Annotated in this window: 13 protein-coding genes; 8 read left to right on the top strand and 5 right to left on the bottom strand. The window is 55.4% G+C overall.

Features of this window, described 5'->3' with window-relative positions:
- The first annotated feature begins 83 nt into the window (after positions 1 to 83).
- The 6 genes from hpaR (at position 84) to G516_RS0104595 (ending at position 6,629) form a co-directional block, all read left to right on the top strand.
- On the top strand, positions 84 to 506 hold the full coding sequence (gene hpaR / locus G516_RS0104565) for a homoprotocatechuate degradation operon regulator HpaR (RefSeq protein ID WP_028292666.1): 423 nt from the start codon (positions 84 to 86) through the stop codon (positions 504 to 506).
- A gap of 228 nt (positions 507 to 734) precedes the next feature.
- Positions 735 to 1,205: a GlcG/HbpS family heme-binding protein gene (locus tag G516_RS0104570; protein ID WP_036534412.1), complete on the top strand. Its 471-nt coding sequence runs from the start codon at positions 735 to 737 to the stop codon at positions 1,203 to 1,205.
- Positions 1,206 to 1,240: 35 nt separating this feature from the next.
- Complete coding sequence (locus G516_RS0104575) at positions 1,241 to 2,674, top strand: aldehyde dehydrogenase family protein (protein WP_028292668.1); 1,434 nt, start codon at positions 1,241 to 1,243, stop codon at positions 2,672 to 2,674.
- A gap of 159 nt (positions 2,675 to 2,833) precedes the next feature.
- A complete protein-coding gene (hpaD, locus tag G516_RS0104580; RefSeq protein WP_028292669.1) occupies positions 2,834 to 3,760 on the top strand; it encodes a 3,4-dihydroxyphenylacetate 2,3-dioxygenase in 927 nt (308 codons plus the stop codon).
- Between the two features lie 497 nt (positions 3,761 to 4,257).
- Positions 4,258 to 5,424: a p-hydroxyphenylacetate 3-hydroxylase oxygenase component gene (locus G516_RS0104590; RefSeq protein WP_028292670.1), complete on the top strand. Its 1,167-nt coding sequence runs from the start codon at positions 4,258 to 4,260 to the stop codon at positions 5,422 to 5,424.
- A 251-nt stretch (positions 5,425 to 5,675) separates the two neighbouring features.
- The gene (locus tag G516_RS0104595; protein ID WP_028292671.1) at positions 5,676 to 6,629 is read left to right on the top strand and encodes a p-hydroxyphenylacetate 3-hydroxylase reductase component; all 954 of its coding nucleotides are present in this window, start codon (positions 5,676 to 5,678) and stop codon (positions 6,627 to 6,629) included.
- Between the two features lie 221 nt (positions 6,630 to 6,850).
- Here G516_RS0104595 and G516_RS0104600 read toward each other — a convergent pair whose 3' ends face one another.
- The 3 genes from G516_RS0104600 to G516_RS21030 form a co-directional block, all read right to left on the bottom strand.
- Positions 6,851 to 7,738, bottom strand: a complete 888-nt coding sequence (locus tag G516_RS0104600; protein WP_051218929.1) for a transporter — start codon at positions 7,736 to 7,738, stop codon at positions 6,851 to 6,853.
- 76 nt (positions 7,739 to 7,814) lie between these two features.
- The gene (locus G516_RS0104605; protein ID WP_028292673.1) at positions 7,815 to 9,041 is read right to left on the bottom strand and encodes an MFS transporter; all 1,227 of its coding nucleotides are present in this window, start codon (positions 9,039 to 9,041) and stop codon (positions 7,815 to 7,817) included.
- Between the two features lie 94 nt (positions 9,042 to 9,135).
- Complete coding sequence (locus G516_RS21030) at positions 9,136 to 10,767, bottom strand: GMC family oxidoreductase (RefSeq protein WP_036534638.1); 1,632 nt, start codon at positions 10,765 to 10,767, stop codon at positions 9,136 to 9,138.
- 252 nt (positions 10,768 to 11,019) lie between these two features.
- Here G516_RS21030 and G516_RS0104615 point away from each other — a divergent pair, with 252 nt between their 5' ends.
- On the top strand, positions 11,020 to 11,967 hold the full coding sequence (locus tag G516_RS0104615; RefSeq protein ID WP_028292674.1) for a helix-turn-helix domain-containing protein: 948 nt from the start codon (positions 11,020 to 11,022) through the stop codon (positions 11,965 to 11,967).
- 287 nt (positions 11,968 to 12,254) lie between these two features.
- Here the strand turns inward: G516_RS0104615 and G516_RS0104620 are convergent, their stop codons facing one another.
- Complete coding sequence (locus G516_RS0104620) at positions 12,255 to 13,661, bottom strand: aldehyde dehydrogenase family protein (RefSeq protein WP_028292675.1); 1,407 nt, start codon at positions 13,659 to 13,661, stop codon at positions 12,255 to 12,257.
- A gap of 256 nt (positions 13,662 to 13,917) precedes the next feature.
- Here G516_RS0104620 and G516_RS0104625 point away from each other — a divergent pair, with 256 nt between their 5' ends.
- Complete coding sequence (locus tag G516_RS0104625) at positions 13,918 to 14,946, top strand: helix-turn-helix domain-containing protein (RefSeq protein WP_028292676.1); 1,029 nt, start codon at positions 13,918 to 13,920, stop codon at positions 14,944 to 14,946.
- Between the two features lie 29 nt (positions 14,947 to 14,975).
- Here G516_RS0104625 and G516_RS0104630 read toward each other — a convergent pair whose 3' ends face one another.
- Positions 14,976 to 15,998: an MsnO8 family LLM class oxidoreductase gene (locus tag G516_RS0104630; RefSeq protein ID WP_028292677.1), complete on the bottom strand. Its 1,023-nt coding sequence runs from the start codon at positions 15,996 to 15,998 to the stop codon at positions 14,976 to 14,978.
- Positions 15,999 to 16,135: the final 137 nt, after the last annotated feature.

Consider the following 16,135-nt stretch of genomic DNA (forward strand, 5'->3'; position numbering starts at 1 on the left):
CCGGGTCAAACGCTCCATCAAAGAACGCACCCAATACCGCAGAGCCAATCGTCAAAAAAAGTTGCCCCAAGGAAGCCATCAACATGCGTACGTTCCACGACTCCATCCCGCTCAAGCTACTGCGTGCGAGAGAATCCACCATGGCATTCTTTCGGCCGATCCTGCAGGAAATCGGTCTGACCGAACAGCAATGGCGGGTGATCCGGGCACTGAATGAATACGAAGAACTGGAGTCCAAACAGCTGGCAGAAATTTGCTGCATCCTCAGCCCCAGCCTTACCGGCATTCTCAATCGACTGGAAACCAGCGGCTTTATCAAACGTCGAAAATCCACTGAAGATCAGCGCCGTATGCTGATCAGCCTGACGGATGGCACCAAAAAGATGTTTGAAGAAGTCAGCCCACGACTGGAACAACGTTACGCCTCCATTACCGATCAAATGACTCCGGAAAAAGTCGCGCTGCTGCACGAACTGCTCGACGACATCATCAAAATGGAGCCATGAAGCGGCTCGCCACCTGAAACACGGGTGATTTGTCTCTGCCAGATCACCCTGCTCATCACTTCCCCCGCCACTCAAAACTGACCTGTCTCAACCCCTCTTCTGACCTAACTCAATCCCGGTGATTGTTCGGCTAATCGTTGCGCTGGCACTAGATAACATGTTAAATATATTTTTAATTAACATGTTAACTTTGTTTTAAAGCACCCAATAACAATAATCGGTAACCCAATGACCACCAGCCATCTGTTGCACGAACTCAGCGAAGACGCCGCACTAACGATGCTCAGTGCCGTCCGGGCACATGCACAGCAACTCGGCGTGGCTGTGTGTATAGCCATTGTTGGCCCGCAGGGGCTGCCAATCCTGCGTTTTCGCATGCAGGGGGCACCGCTGCACTCGGCCGAATACGCCGACGACAAAGCCTACACCGCCGCCAGCTTCAAACGCCCCACTCACCAATGGGACGAACGACTGGAAGCTCATCCCAAGGTACAGCAAGCCCTCGCAGGCCACCCCCGCATGTTGATGCTGGGCGGTGGCGTACCGGTATTGATGCCGATAACCGATCCTGCGGAAACCGGGATAACCAACGACGTATTGCTGGGTGCCATTGGCGTGTCCGGCGCGTCGGTCGAACAAGACATTCAATGTGCAGAAGCCGCCATCGCCGCCCTGAGAGCACTGGCGCCAAATACCTAACAACAATCAACGAATACACCTCCCGGAGATCACTCATGTTGCAGGCCTCTTACCCTTACTACCTCGCCAACGAGGCGGTAAGCCCAAATCAGGAACTGGAAGTCAAAAACAAATACACGGGCGAGGTCGCTACCCGCGTGGCCATGGCCGACGTTGACGCCATTGACCAGGCGATTCAGGCGGCTGTGGAAGCCACCGAAGCGTGCCGCAAGATGCCAGCCTATAAGCGTCAGGAAATAATCTACCACTGCGTGCGTCGCTTCGAAGAACGCTTTGAAGAAATTGCCCAGGCCCTGTGTATGGAAGCGGGCAAGCCGATCAAAGACGCCCGTGGCGAAGTCACCCGTCTGATCGACACCTTCAAGATCGCCGCTGAAGAAGCCACCCGTATCTACGGCGAAGTGGTGCCAATGGACATCAGCCCACGCGCCAAGGGTTACACCGGCCAGTGGAAGCGCGTGCCGATTGGCCCTTGCTCATTTATTTCACCGTTCAACTTCCCGCTCAACCTGGCCGCCCACAAGGTGGCTCCGGCGCTGGCGGCTGGCTGTCCGTTCATTCTGAAGCCTGCGTCACTGACGCCCGTTGGTGCACTGATCATTGGTGAAATTCTGGCCGAAACCGACCTGCCAAAAGGTGCGTTCTCGATTCTGCCGTGTCACCGCGATGGCGCTGACCTGTTCACCACCGACGACCGCCTCAAGCTGCTGAGCTTCACCGGCTCCCCTGAGGTGGGCTGGGCACTGAAAGCCAAAGCGGGCAAGAAGCCTGTGGTACTGGAACTGGGTGGCAACGCCGCGTGTGTGGTTGACGAAGGCACCGACCTCGACGACGCCGTGCAACGCATCGTCTTTGGCGCTTACTACCAGTCTGGCCAGAGCTGCATTTCGGTGCAGCGCATCATGGTTCACGAAAGCCTGTACGACGATGCCAAACAGCGTCTGACCGCTGCGGTTGGCGCACTGGTGCATGGCGACCCGGCCGACGAAAACACCTTCATTGGCCCGATGATCTCCGAGAAAGAAGCCACCCGTCTGCACAACTGGGTCGTCGAAGCTCGTGAAGCCGGTGCCACGGTACTGTGTGGTGGCGAACGTGACGGCGCCATGTTGCAAGCCACACTGCTGGCCGATTGCACCTCCGATATGAACGTCAACACTCAGGAAGCTTTTGGCCCGGTCGCCATTCTGAGCAAGTTCTCGGATTTCGACGCCGCACTGAAAGAAGTTAACAACTCCGACTTCGGCCTGCAGGCGGGCATTTTCACCCGTGACATTTACAAGGCCCAGAAAGCCTGGGACGAGCTGGATGTTGGCGGCGTGATCATCGGCGATGTACCCAGCTGGCGCGTTGACCACATGCCATACGGCGGCGTGAAGGATTCCGGTGTTGGTCGTGAAGGCGTGCGCTACGCCATCGAAGACATGACCGAACTGCGCATGATGGTACTGCGCGACCCTAACGCCTGACACCCAATCTGATAACCCAGCTTGATGGGCAACGACTGCAGCGTCCGCTGCAGTCAATCATTTGGCAGCCAGGCTCAAGACCGCGACAGAATTCTCTGACAGAGTCTGGCTATACTTGCAGCGGAGCTCAGCTCCCTGCCTGACAAGAGGATAATAACAATGGGCAAACTCGCACTTGCTGCCAAGATCACCCACGTACCATCCATGTACCTGTCGGAATTGGACGGCCCACGCAAAGGCTGTCGTCAGGCCGCCATTGATGGCCATAAGGAAATCGACCGCCGTTGCCGTGAACTGGGCGTCGACACCATCGTTGTGTTCGATACCCACTGGCTGGTGAACGCTGGCTACCACATCAACTGCGCCCCACACTGGGCCGGTACCTACACCAGTAACGAGCTGCCGCATTTCATCAGCAACATGGAATACGACCTGTACGGTAATCCTGAGCTGGGCAACCTGATGGCCAAGGTCGCCGCCGAGCATGGCGTTGAAGCACTGGCTCACGATGCCACCACCCTGGCACCGGAATACGGCACTCTGGTACCCATGCGCTACATGAACGCAGACAATCACTACAAGGTGATTTGTGTGTCTGCGCTGTGCCAGGTGCACTACCTCAACGACAGTGCACGTCTGGGCTGGGCATTCCGCGAAGCCATTGAAAAACACTACGACGGCACCGTCGCCATTCTCGCATCCGGCTCACTATCACACCGCTTTGCCCAAAACGGCCAGGCACCAGGTTTCTCCGACAAGATCTGGAGCCCGATGCTGGAAACCATGGACAACGAAGTGGTACGTATGTGGGAAAACGGCGACTGGAAAACCTTCTGCGACATGCTGCCGGAATACGCCGCCAAAGGTCACGGTGAAGGCTTTATGCACGACACCGCCATGCTGCTGGGCGCACTGGGCTGGTCGGAATACACCGGCAAGACCGAAGTCATCACACCACTGTTTGGCAGCTCCGGTACTGGCCAGATCAACGCCATCATGCCGGTAACCGACGTTACCGGTGTGGCCGTACCGAAGGCCCAGGCATCACAGCAGAAAGAGCTGGCTTACGGCGAAAGCCGGTTGTGATTTTAAAGTCTGGCGACGGGAGCTGGGCGTCTGGTGCTTGAAGTCAGACCTCTAATACAAAAACGGGCACCTGAGATCCCTCCTGGCTCCCACGCTCTGCGTGGGAGCCAACATCGTTGGCTTTGCCACTTTGGACATGGGAATGAAAAACCAAGCCAGCATCGGCAGTACAACATGGCGAGAATGCATCGCTTAACCAAGGGCTTATCACTAGCCCTTTTTTGTGTCCGCAGGAAACGCTTGTTGCTTTCCCATCTGCCCAAACTCCCTCCACCCCAAATCCGTCTGCCCAAACTCCAGCCACCCAAAATTCATTGCTACCAAGCACTGGAGAAAAGTGCCATTTTTAACGAGAAAACGTCATGTTCTCGCCCACCCGCACTGGCAATAATGCCGTCATCGATGCAGAACACACTCCGGACGCGGAGTTCTGCATGGCTAACGTTGCAAGGGCCCAGCAACGCCTTAATCAAAAAAATAGTTAAAAGGCGTAGACCATGACCACTTCAAACCCAATGCTTTCCAGGCTGCAGGAAATCCTGCCAGCCATTCGTGCCAACGCTTCCAAAGCCGAAGAGCTGCGCATGATCCCCCAAGAAAACATCGACATGCTGCACGGCATTGGCCTGAACCGCGCGTTCCTGCCAAAAGCCTTCGGCGGTCTGGAAATGTCACTGCCGGAATTCACCGACTGCATCGCCGCATTGGCCGGTGCCTGCTGCTCTACTGCCTGGGGTTACAGCTTGCTGTGCACCCACAACCACCAGATTTCCATGTTCTCGAAAGAAACCCAGAACGAAATCTGGGGTGAGAACCCGGACGTGGTTGCCTCTTCTTCCATCGCCCCATTTGGCAAGTACGAAGAAACCGAAGGCGGCATCATTTTCACCGGCGACATGAAGTGGAGCTCTGGAGTTGACCACGCCGACTGGATCATCGTTGGCCTGAACCGCATGGTGAACGACGAGAAAATCTACAGCTTCGCCATCATTCCAAAGACCGAATTCACCATCATCGACGACTGGCACGCCGCCGGTATGTGCGGCTCTGGTACCAAGACTGCTCGTATCGAAGGAGTGTTTGTTCCCGAGCGTCGCATTCAGGCCGCCAAGGACATGATGGAAGGTCGTCACGTTGGCCGTGAGTTGTACCCGGACAGCAAGATCTACCACACCCCTTACCGCCCATACTTCGCCTGTGGTTTCGCCGCCATGAGCCTTGGCGTTGCCGAACGCATGATCGACGTGTATCAGGACATCACCAAAAACCGCGTGCGAGCTTATACCGGTGCCAAAGTGGCAGGTTCCGTGGCGCCAGTGTTGCGTATTGCCGAGTCCTATCAGCAAGTCTGTGCTGCCCGTGCCTATCTGGAAAAAACCTGGAACGAGCACAAGGAATACGGCGAGCGTCACGAATACCCGGACCGCTACACCCTGGCTCACTGGCGTACCAACCAGGCCTACGCCATCAAGATGTGTGTAGAAGCCGTTAACCGTCTGTGGGCGGTGATGGGTGGTTCCAACTGGTACAACGATCGTGAAGGCCAGCGTCTGTGGCGCGAATCCAACATGACCGCGGCTCACGCCTATACCGACTACGACGTTTGCGCCCAGATCATTGGTCGCGAGCTGCTGGGCATGGACCCTGATCCAAGCCTGCTGTGATTTGAAGGTCGGACGTCTGAAGCCAGACATCTGATGCTATGTAGGGTTCGCAGTATGCCCCCTACATAGCCACATATAAGCGCACCGCACCAACTACCCAACTTCCAAAAATAATTACCCGGGTCCGTTATGAAATTACTACTGCAACTGTTTCAACGCCGTCGAGCCACTGTCGCTCAACACCAGAACTTTCAGGCTCCGGCACTGACCAGCGCGATCTTTCTAACGCCCTACCTTTAAGGATACTCACCATGTCTGCTACTGAATTCGATCCAAAAGCGTTTCGCCGCGCACTGGGCAACTTCGCCACCGGCGTTACCGTGATCACCGCCACCACCCCGGACGGCCAACAAACCGGCGTGACTGCCAACAGCTTCAACTCGGTATCGCTGGACCCGGCACTGGTGCTGTGGAGCATCATGAAGACCTCCGGCAGCGTTGAGATCTTCGAAAAAGCCAGCCACTTTGCAGTGAACGTGCTGGCTGCCGACCAGATCAACCTGTCGAACCACTTTGCCCGTCCGTCTGACGACAAGTTTGCCAACATCGACTACGAAAAAGGCTTTGGTGACGCGCCACTGCTGCCAGAATGCGCCGCCCGCTTCCAGTGCGAGAACTACCAGCGCATCGACGGTGGTGACCACTGGATTCTGATCGGTAAAGTCGTTGCCTTTGACGATGTAGGGCGCGCGCCACTGCTGTACCACGGTGGCGCCTACTCTGCGGTTATTCCGCACGCTGGCGTCAAACCCAAGCAATCAGAAGCCAGTGAAAGCGGCCAACAAAAGAACGAACAGCGCCTGAACAACAACCTGTATTACCAGATGATCCAGGCGGTTAAACGCTACCAGGCCAGCTACCAGCCACTGCAGCTGGCCACTGGTCTGCGTACCATCGAAGCCCGCATGATCCTGACCCTGAATGACTTTGGTTCACTGGGCGCAACCGAGCTGGAACAGCGTATTGGCATGGCCGATCAGGACCTGCACGCTGCACTGGAAACCTTGCAGCGCAAGCAGTGGATCGCGATAGAAACCACTGAAGGAGCCTCTGACGGCGAAGAAACCCTGTCTCTCACCGATGCCGGTAAAGACCAGGCGGAAACTCTCTGGAAAGTCGCTAACGACCGTCAGCAAGAAGTGTTTGGCCAATTCAGCGAAGAGGAACTGGCCACCTTCCACAAGGTGCTGAACGCCGTTAAGTAAATCTGACATCCATACACTACCTCCCCTTTTAGCGCCGGAATTCTCCAGATACCGGCGCTACTCGAACGCTCATCTCATCCTTTGCCCGACTGGCTTTGCCGTCGGGCTTTTTTCTTTCTCGTTCAAATACTTCGCTCTGACTAACGCCCATAAAAAACGCGGCATAGCGATTACTCACCATGCCGCGCGCTCTGTCCCTGAACCCGAACAGACAGATAAGATCAGAACACTTTGACAATGCGCAGCTGGAATTGGGTGCCCTGCTTGAAGCCTTGCTCCACTTTCAGGTCTTTGCCCAGCAGGCCCTGCAGCTGCCAGTCCGGGGCAACAAAGTGGCTGGCGGTCGCGCGAAAATAGGTGGTCGCCAAGGCATTATCCTGTTTCACGTCGTCCACTTCGGTTTCTGCACCGTTAATGTGGCCAAGACCCAAACCGAACATGGTTTTGCCGGATGGCGCGTAACGCAGATAGCTTTGCAACTCGTAGCGCAGTGATTTTTTCTCTTCGCTGTTGCCCATATAACTGTCGTTGGTGGTGTGATAAGTCACATCAACCGCACTATCGAGTGCCCACTTCTCGTTGAAGTGTTTGATGTAAGTCGACTGCAGCAGGAAGCGCCAGCGGTTTTCGCCGAAGTTCACTGCCCGGTCCTTGTCATAATCACCGGTCGGCACATAAACAAACGGCGCCAGCGCAAAGACGTCTTTCTGTCCATTGTCCAGCGTCCACTTGAACGGCAGACCCAGCACGATATCGCCCAGGCCATCGGAGTCACCCAGCGCTTGGCCCTGATCGCCAGAAGTCGAAACGGAACCATAAGGAATTACTACCTGAGGTTCCATCATCACGCCGTTAGGCAGCTCGATGTTGTGCAGCACACGCAGCAGCGCCACATTGGTATCCAGCTGAAAATCACCGTCCACTTCCTTGCCATCGGCATACAACGAAGAGCTGGAAGTGGTGTTCAGATAGACAATCGCCAGATTGAGCTGGTCTGGCAGTGGTTCGTAGTCTCCAACGCTGATTTCCAACGCCTGGGTCAGGCCGCTTAGCAGCAAACCCGCACCCAGCAACCCTTTTTGCACCCACGTGAATTTATTGGTCAACATAATGATCCCTTTTCTCTTTTATTGTGTTTTGGGAGTACCGCAGGCCGGGCGACCTGCGGTTTTCTTGCTAAATCAATCAGGCACTGACGGCCATTTCCTGTTGGTGGCCAACCTTGGCGGGCGCGGTTTCTTGCAGGAACAGTGACAGTACCACCGCCACAGCAGAGCCCGCTGAGGCAATCCACATCACGATTTCAAGTCCGTACACATCCGCCATAAAGCCGGCTACGGTTGGGGTTACGAAGCCGCCGAACAACTCACCAACACCCATGATCAGACCCAGTGCCGTTGCTACCTGGCCCGGTGATACGGTTTCGGCCGGAATAGTCGCCATAAACAGGGTGAAGCAGCCCAGGCCGGTGTAGGTCAGGAACACCAGCGGCAGCATGGAATCGGCATCGGCGTACAGCAGCACCATCGGACAGGCAGTGGCGATCAGGGTGAACAGGATCATCATGGGCTTGCGGCCAAAACGGTCGGACAGCGCCGAGATAACAAAGCCCCAGATCATCCAGGCAAAGCCCAGCGAGCCCATGATTCCGCCCATGGTCTCTGGCGTGAAACCGCGAGCCTGCATCAGAAAGGTTGGTGTGAAGGAAATCAGCGTAATGAACCAGGAAATGTAGAAGCAGGAGATCAGCACACACAAAACGATATTGCGGTTTTTCAGCAGCGACTTGATGTCGCCCTTGCTGACGTGGTGATGTTCGGAGGCAATGGAATCATGACGATGCTTATTGCGCACAAACATCATAATCAGTGCGGCAATGATCAGACCCGGAATCATGGTGGCGTAGAAAGCGGTGCGCCAGCCGTAGTCGGTTGCCAGCCAGATCAATACTGGCGGCGCAATGATGGCACCAATCAGTCCCGGCGCAGAGGCGTTCACCAGACCCATATTCAAGCCACGACGTTTTGGCGTAGAGGCATCGGCGATCAGCGATTGTGCAATCGGCAATACCGGACCTTCAGCAACGCCCATCAGACCACGGAAAATCAGTAGGCTGATAAAAGTCGTTACCATGCCCGACAACGCCGAACAGAGGGTAAAGGCGATCACCGAGATCACCAGAATGTATTTTTTGGAGTCCTTCTTATCGGCAATATGGCCCAGCGTCATACCGGAAAGAGCCCAGGCCAACGCCAGTACGGACGACAACATGCCCAGGTGAGAGTTATTCAGGTTGAGGTCTTCTGCCACAAACGGGAACAGGAACGACAACGCCAGTCGATCGAAGAACACGAAGCCAAAACACAGAAACAGGATCAGTGTCAGGCGGTTTTCATAGCTGTTTATTTTCATACGAGCACCATTTTTTGTTGTTGTTTTAACGGTGGCCGCAGCACCACTTCCGGTACTCACGGCCAGACCCGAAGGTCAGATTCTGAAATGGGAATCAGGCCGCTCCGCGAGCTGCCGAGGGTTGGTTCGAACAGGCGTCCAGGCCCAGAATAAATTCAGCGCAACGCTCACCAATCATGATGGTTGGCGCATTGGTGTTACCGGAAACCAGGGCTGGCATTACCGAGGCATCACATACGCGCAGGCCGCTGACGCCGTTTACCTTCAAGGTCGGATCAACCACAGCCGCGTCATCGCTACCCATCCGACAAGTGCCGACCGGGTGATAGACAGTCTTGGCAAACTGGCGCACGTGCTGTTCAAGTTCGGCATCTGATATTTCGGCTTGGCGGGAGGGCAGCAGTTCGTGATCAACCATGGCTGCCAGCGATGGTGCCCGCAGGATCTTGCGAGCCAGCTTGAGGCCGCGCACCAGCGTGTCGACGTCGTCCTGTTCTTTCAGAGCGCCGCTTTCGAAGATCATGGAATCCAGCGGATTAGCGCTGCGCAATTTGGCAAAGCCACGGGACTTCGGCCGCAGGAAGCATGGGTTCAGCGAGATGCCGTGACCCTCGATGGGTTCGCGATCGACATCACCCATCAGGGTTGGAATGACATGGAACTGGATGTCCGGGCGGCCACAGCCCGAGGTGTCCACGAACAAGCCCGACTCCACCACGTTGGAAGTCAGCAAGCCGGTTTTGGTCAGTAACCACTGGGCACCGTTGGCAATTGCCTTAAGGCCCTGATCATTGCCCAGCAGACTGATCGGATCGTTCACACGGCCGTAAATCGACACTTCCAGATGATCCTGATAATTCTGGCCAACCTGAGGCGCGTCCTTGATGACCTTGATGCCGTGCTCCTGCAAATGCTGCTGTGGACCAATGCCCGACAACATCAGGATTTTTGGCGTCGACAGGGCACCCGCGGACAGAATCACTTCTTCCTTCACGGAAATCTGGCTGAGGGCACCGGTTTTCTTGTCAATCAGCTCAACCCCGGTGGCCTTGTTGCTGGTATCAAACAGTACCCGCGACACATAGCTGCCGGTTTTGATAGTGAGATTTGGAGAGTCTTTGACGGCAGCCAGGTACGTCGCTGCTGTGCTGCCACGACGGCCATCAAAGGTGGTAGTGTGATAGAAGCCAACACCTTCCTGCTTTTCACCGTTGAAGTCGTCGTTATGCGGAATGCCGGTTTCCTGCGCCGCCTTGATAAACGCCAGACTGAGCGGATGACGATGACGTGGATCACTGACCTTCAATGGCCCTTCCGTACCGTGATATTCGTTACTCAAACGCATATGGCTTTCGGAACGCTTGAACGCCGCCAGAACATTATCCCAGCCCCAACCGGTACAGCCCTGCTGTTCCCAGTTGTTGTAGTCCTGCGGCTGGCCACGCACATAGAGCATGGCGTTCAATGAGCTGCCACCGCCCAGAGTGCGGCCTTGCGGAACATAGGTCTTACGGCCGTTAGCTTCTGGCTGCGGCTCGCTCTCGTACACCACTGAACGCTTCGATCCAATCACTCGTACAAACGTTGCAGGCATATGAATAAACAGGCTGTCGTCTTCCGGGCCATCCTCCAGCAAAACGACCTTTTTGCCAGCCTTGATCAGACGATGGGTAATGGCACAGCCGGCGGAGCCACCGCCAACCACAATGTAGTCAGGAGTATTCATCGGATTAACTCTTGTTGTTTTGTCAGCTACGACGCGCTGAGCCACGTCGCCATGGTAGTCATTCTGAGCAAGCCACCAACAAGACTCTTAATCCGTACAGTCGGCCGAATTGATTCAATCGGCCAAGAAGACCTGACGAAGTAGCCTTGCACAGGAATAGTTAATATATTTACTATCATTCAATGCGCAGGGTATGGCTCTGTGCTGCAGCCAAAACACAACAAGAATAAAAAGAAACATGAGGCACTTTTTATGGCTCATTCAGACTCATTGGTCATATCTACCAACGACCTTCCTGCAGAAGAACGAACCCGCACCTGGATCAGTCAGGTGCAGAAATACGTGATCGACATTGACTGCCCCGTGGCCAATCCTGAAGCGGGTATCAATGCCCGGCTGGAGCACACAGAATGTGGTCCGATCAGCATCAATCGCATCGACGCCGGCGCCCACTCCGTACAGCGCAGCGCCAACAACATCCATCAGGACGAACGTCAGTCGGTATTTCTGTGTGCCATGCTCGAAGGCCAGGGCTATTCTTGGCAAGGCACGCGCTGTGCTAACCACAGCCCCGGCGATGTGGTGCTATACGACACGTCACATCCATACGGCCATGGTTTTCCGGCAGACATGTCGATGTTTGTGGTGAACATCCCCAAAGCCGTGCTGGAGCCCCACATTGGGCAATGGCAAGAATCTGATCTGATCAAACTGGATCGCTCACTAAGGGTCGGCAATGCCAGTTGCGAATCCATCCATAGCCTGCTCGCCAGCCACAATCGCAACCATTGCTACCGCGCGGTGATCACCGAACACATTTTGGAACAACTCGGCACCTTGCTCGGCGCCAACCGACTGAACAGTCACGACCGGGTCCAGCATGCTCTGCTGCAACGAGCTCTGACGTACATTGATGAACACCTTCAGGATGACACGCTGGATACCGAACAAGTCAGCCAGGCTATGCGAATTTCGCCACGCCATCTGTCACGCATTTTTGAAATGCAGGGCAAAACGATCAGTCGCTATATCTGGAACCAAAGACTCGAGCGCTGCCGCGAAGATTTAATGGCCAACACCAGCGAAAGCATCAGCCAAATCGCCTTCCGCTGGGGCTTTAACCACAGCGCCCATTTCAGCCGCAGCTACAAACAACGGTTTGGCATCACACCATCGCAAACACGTAACGGCTTGTCATAAAGACCCCCAGACAGAATTCCGGACAACCAAGCTGCGAAGATAAAAAATAAAAAAGACCCCGCACGAAGCGGGGCTAAAAGAGGCAGTATGAAACAGGGAGTTATCATACGTACGACTGAAGGCTCCGGGTTTCAGCAAGGAAAGAGCCGGAACAGAGAACACCGGTCTGAGCATCACTTCAGATGCGGTGGTAGTGTTTGCCCGAAGACGCCTACGTCTCAGCACGCAGGCATCGCCGGGCAGACAATTCAGAGAAAAGAGCGTCAGGTTTAAACAGTAAAGCCGTTTTACAGGTAAACCACCTGAATATTAGTGTTGGCCAGCAAACCTTCCTGACCAAATTCAACGCCAACGCCGGAGCATTTCACCCCACCAAATGGGGCGTTAGGCTGAATGGCACCGTGCTTGTTGCGCCATACCGAACCACATTCCATACGATTGGCAACGTCTGCAAAACGGGCTTTGTCGTTGGTCCATACAGAACCACCCAGACCATTCGGGTTGTCGTTGGCCTGACGAATCACTTCGTCGAGGTCGCTATAACGGATGATAGGCAGCGCTGGGCCGAATTGTTCCTGCTGCACCAGTGGATCATCGTTGCTGGCAGCAGCGATCAGGGTGATCGGGAAAAACAAGGTGCTGGCATCGTCTACCGGGCCACCACACAGAACCTTGCCGCCGTGTTCAATCGAGGCGCGCACCAGTTCGTTCACCTTGTCAAATTGCATGCGGTTCTGCACCGGACCCAGCTCCATGCCTTCGGCAAAACCATCACCCACCTTGACGTTGGCCGCAAACTCAACCAGTGCATCACACACCTGATCGTACAGGGCATCCGGCACGTACAGGCGTTTCAAACAGGCACAGGTCTGACCGTTGTTCACAAAGGCGCCCCAGAAAATATCTGCAGCAATGGCTTGTGGATCGGCGTCTTCCAGCACGATACCGGCATCGTTGCCACCCAACTCCAGCGTCAGGCGCTTTAGGGTGTTAGCCGCAGAGCCCATGATCTTCTGGCCAGTCGGCGTCGAGCCGGTGAAAACGATCTTGCCGATCTTGTCGTGGGAAGACATTACCGCACCGATCTCGTTATCGCCGGTGATGCTGTTGACGACACCGGCAGGCAGTACTTCATTCATCAGCTCAATCATGCGCAGGGTCGACAGCGGTGTGAACGGCGAAGGCTTGTTAACCACGGTGTTCCCGGTACGGATTGCCGGAATGATGTGCCAGATGGCAATCATCACTGGCCAGTTCCATGGAGTGATCGAACCCACTACGCCAATCGGCTTGCGGTGCAGTTCAATGCGGCCGTTTTCGTCGTCCTGAATCACTTCAACCGGTACTTCCAGTGAAGCGTTGTAACGGGTCCAGGCAATGGCACCACCAATCTCGAACATGGAACCGGCACCGCCCATTGGCTTGCCTTGTTCGGTGGTGAGGATTTGCGCCAGTTCTTCGAGATGGGCTTCCAGCTTGTCGGCCACTTTCATGCAGTATTGCTGGCGTTCGGCATCGCTGAGCGCGGACCACGCCGGGAAAGCGGCTTCTGCGGCTGCAATGGCGGTTTCCAGATCGGCGACGCTGCCAGCGGGCGCTTTGCCTGCCAGAGCGCCAGTGGAAGGGTTGGATACGTCGAAACTGCTGCTGATGTCCAGTTGCTGGCCACCAGCAACGTTGCCAAATGAGTACATAGTGCGTCCCCGGTTGTTGTTTTATCAGTGGAACCTATCCGGCCAGTATCGCTGTGCAATGCGGGCAATGCTTGATTGAGACTGACAAAACGTTTATCCAGTGTGCCAGGCCATGGTGTAAGACGCTTGGAATGCAATTTAGTTAACATATTTACTATTTAACAGGATTAAGCGTACACTGGCTACGCAGTCGCTCATCGTCAGAATAATAATCAGACTCGGCAGCCCGAGGCCGCCCGAGAGTCGGGATAACATTATGAATTTGTCTTCCTGCTTTAATGGCAACACCGCTACGCGTCCATCATCCAACCGCAGCCTGCACACGCCGTTGCAACTGCTGGCAAGCAACCGACCGGACTATTCCACCCAGCGCTTACCAAGCCGACAAAAAGCCGATTTCTGGGTCGATTGCATCAACCGCAATATGATTGAACTGGACTGCCCGGACGAGCCGGAATGCGGTATCGATGCCGAGCTGACCAGCCGCCAACTGGGTGCCCTGACGCTCAATCGGGTCAAGGCTTCGGAGCATTCCATCCAACGCAGCAACGCCAATATTCGCAAGGATGACCGAGAATCGGCCTTTATGTGCCTGATGCTGGAAGGCGATGGTTTTGCCTATCAGGGCACGCAATGCACCCGCAGCAGCCCTGGCGATGTGGTGATTTACAACACCGTGCGCCCTTACGCTCAGGGGTTTGGTCAAAATATGGATATGGTGGTGATCGATATCCCCCACCAGGTACTGAAAGGCTGTTTTGGCCAGTGGGATCAAAAAGACATTATTCGACTGGACCGGCAGCTGGAATACGGTGGCTACGCCACCAAAGAACTGTTTAATCTGCTGCGCCAGGCAGACTCCGGCGCCACCGCCGCTGATAAGGTAGCCAACCTGATGTTGGATGAGCTGAACGGTTTATTGAATCAGCGCATTCGACCTCAAGGCAGCCGTGCGCTGGCGGATATTCTGTTGCGCGGCAAGTACTGGATTCGAACGCACCTGCATGAGGAAGACCTCAGCCTGGAGCGTTTAAGCCATGAACTGCACACCTCAAAACGCCAGTTGGCCAGAGCGTTTCAGCTCGACAACACCACCGTTGCCCGCTTTATCTGGGATGAACGTCTGCAGCGCTGCCGCGACACGCTGCTGGACCCGTCCTGCAAGCAAATGACCGTCAGCCAGGTCGCGTTCCGCTGTGGTTTTAACCACCCGGCGCACTTTTCCCGTGCCTACAAGCAAGCCTTTGGTGAGAGCCCCAGCGATACCCGTAGCCGCTTGCTCTAAGCGGCTACAACGCTCCCTTTTCCCTTTTGTTACCAGTTGGTCGCCAGCAATTCGTAACTGTGCAAACGCTCTGCCTGGCTGTGAGTCACGGTGACCGTCGTGATTTCTTCGCACTGGTACTGATCTGCCAGACGATGCAGCTCGTCGTAACAACGGCTTGGCGATCCCACCGTATACCCCGTCAGAATGTGGTCATACACTGACTGCTGCGATAACGACAGCGCCTTGTAGCGGTTTTGCACCTCAGACGGTGTGAGGAAATCCTCCCGCTGCCCAAGTTGCGCTGCCAGTTTGCGGTACACCGCGGTTCCGGCACGCAAGCGGGCTTCTTCATCGGTGTCGGCGCAGATACAGGCAACCGCCAGCATTTTGCCAGCCGATGGCGAATGCCCGGCATCACGGCGGGCCTGGTCATAGCGCTGGAACACCTCGGGGCTACAGCCGTCCGGGTCGATAAAACGTGCCAACGCCAAATCGTACCCCAACCGCCCCGCTAACTCGGCACTGCCGCCGCTGGAGCCCAGCATCCACAACTGCGGCTTGCGAGAGGCGTCCGGCAGCACACGAATGGCCGCAAACGGATTCCATTTACCACCGCCCTGTGTGTGGCTTTCTGAATGGATAAAGTCGACTAACTGGGTGGCCTGACTGGCGTACAACTCGCCGTTATTGGGGCGATACGGAAACGCCAGAGCAGTGGTGGTTTGATGTGAGCCACCCGGCGCACGCCCAACGCCCAGGTCGATTCGGCCGGGGTGCAGGTTAGCCAGCATGGAGAAGGTTTCGGCCACTTTTAATGGGCTGTAATGCGACAGCATCACCCCACCACTACCAACCCGCAGGTTCTTGGTTTGCGCGGCAATGGTCGCCACCAGAATTTCCGGGCAAGGGTTGGCGAAATGCACGCTGTCGTGATGTTCTGCCACCCAGTATCGATGATAACCAGAACGATCGGCCAGCTGGGCAAGTTCCAGTGTCAGTGATGGGGCATCAATTTTAGGGTGAGAACCGTGGACCGGACTTTGGTCAACGATGGAAATCTTCAGGGTCATAACGAATTTATACTTAATATATTAATTAATTTCAGTATAAAGAAAGATCACCGATACGTCACGGGGAATAAGCTGGGGTAACGATCGGTAGTCGGTGCGTTTCGCAGGCAAGCCAGCCTCTACGAACGTAGTTCTTC

This window comes from Oceanobacter kriegii DSM 6294, assembly GCF_000422845.1.
GTDB classification, from domain to species: domain Bacteria; phylum Pseudomonadota; class Gammaproteobacteria; order Pseudomonadales; family Oceanobacteraceae; genus Oceanobacter; species Oceanobacter kriegii.

What these genes read in the sequence shown, in the direction of transcription:
- hpaR (WP_028292666.1), top strand. Translation starts at nt 84, where the DNA reads ATGCGTACGTTCCACGACTCCATCCCGCTCAAGCTACTGCGTGCGAGA.
- G516_RS0104570 (WP_036534412.1), top strand. Translation starts at nt 735, where the DNA reads ATGACCACCAGCCATCTGTTGCACGAACTCAGCGAAGACGCCGCACTA.
- G516_RS0104575 (WP_028292668.1), top strand. Translation starts at nt 1,241, where the DNA reads ATGTTGCAGGCCTCTTACCCTTACTACCTCGCCAACGAGGCGGTAAGC.
- hpaD (WP_028292669.1), top strand. Translation starts at nt 2,834, where the DNA reads ATGGGCAAACTCGCACTTGCTGCCAAGATCACCCACGTACCATCCATG.
- G516_RS0104590 (WP_028292670.1), top strand. Translation starts at nt 4,258, where the DNA reads ATGACCACTTCAAACCCAATGCTTTCCAGGCTGCAGGAAATCCTGCCA.
- G516_RS0104595 (WP_028292671.1), top strand. Translation starts at nt 5,676, where the DNA reads ATGTCTGCTACTGAATTCGATCCAAAAGCGTTTCGCCGCGCACTGGGC.
- G516_RS0104600 (WP_051218929.1), bottom strand. Translation starts at nt 7,738, where the DNA reads ATGTTGACCAATAAATTCACGTGGGTGCAAAAAGGGTTGCTGGGTGCG.
- G516_RS0104605 (WP_028292673.1), bottom strand. Translation starts at nt 9,041, where the DNA reads ATGAAAATAAACAGCTATGAAAACCGCCTGACACTGATCCTGTTTCTG.
- G516_RS21030 (WP_036534638.1), bottom strand. Translation starts at nt 10,767, where the DNA reads ATGAATACTCCTGACTACATTGTGGTTGGCGGTGGCTCCGCCGGCTGT.
- G516_RS0104615 (WP_028292674.1), top strand. Translation starts at nt 11,020, where the DNA reads ATGGCTCATTCAGACTCATTGGTCATATCTACCAACGACCTTCCTGCA.
- G516_RS0104620 (WP_028292675.1), bottom strand. Translation starts at nt 13,661, where the DNA reads ATGTACTCATTTGGCAACGTTGCTGGTGGCCAGCAACTGGACATCAGC.
- G516_RS0104625 (WP_028292676.1), top strand. Translation starts at nt 13,918, where the DNA reads ATGAATTTGTCTTCCTGCTTTAATGGCAACACCGCTACGCGTCCATCA.
- G516_RS0104630 (WP_028292677.1), bottom strand. Translation starts at nt 15,998, where the DNA reads ATGACCCTGAAGATTTCCATCGTTGACCAAAGTCCGGTCCACGGTTCT.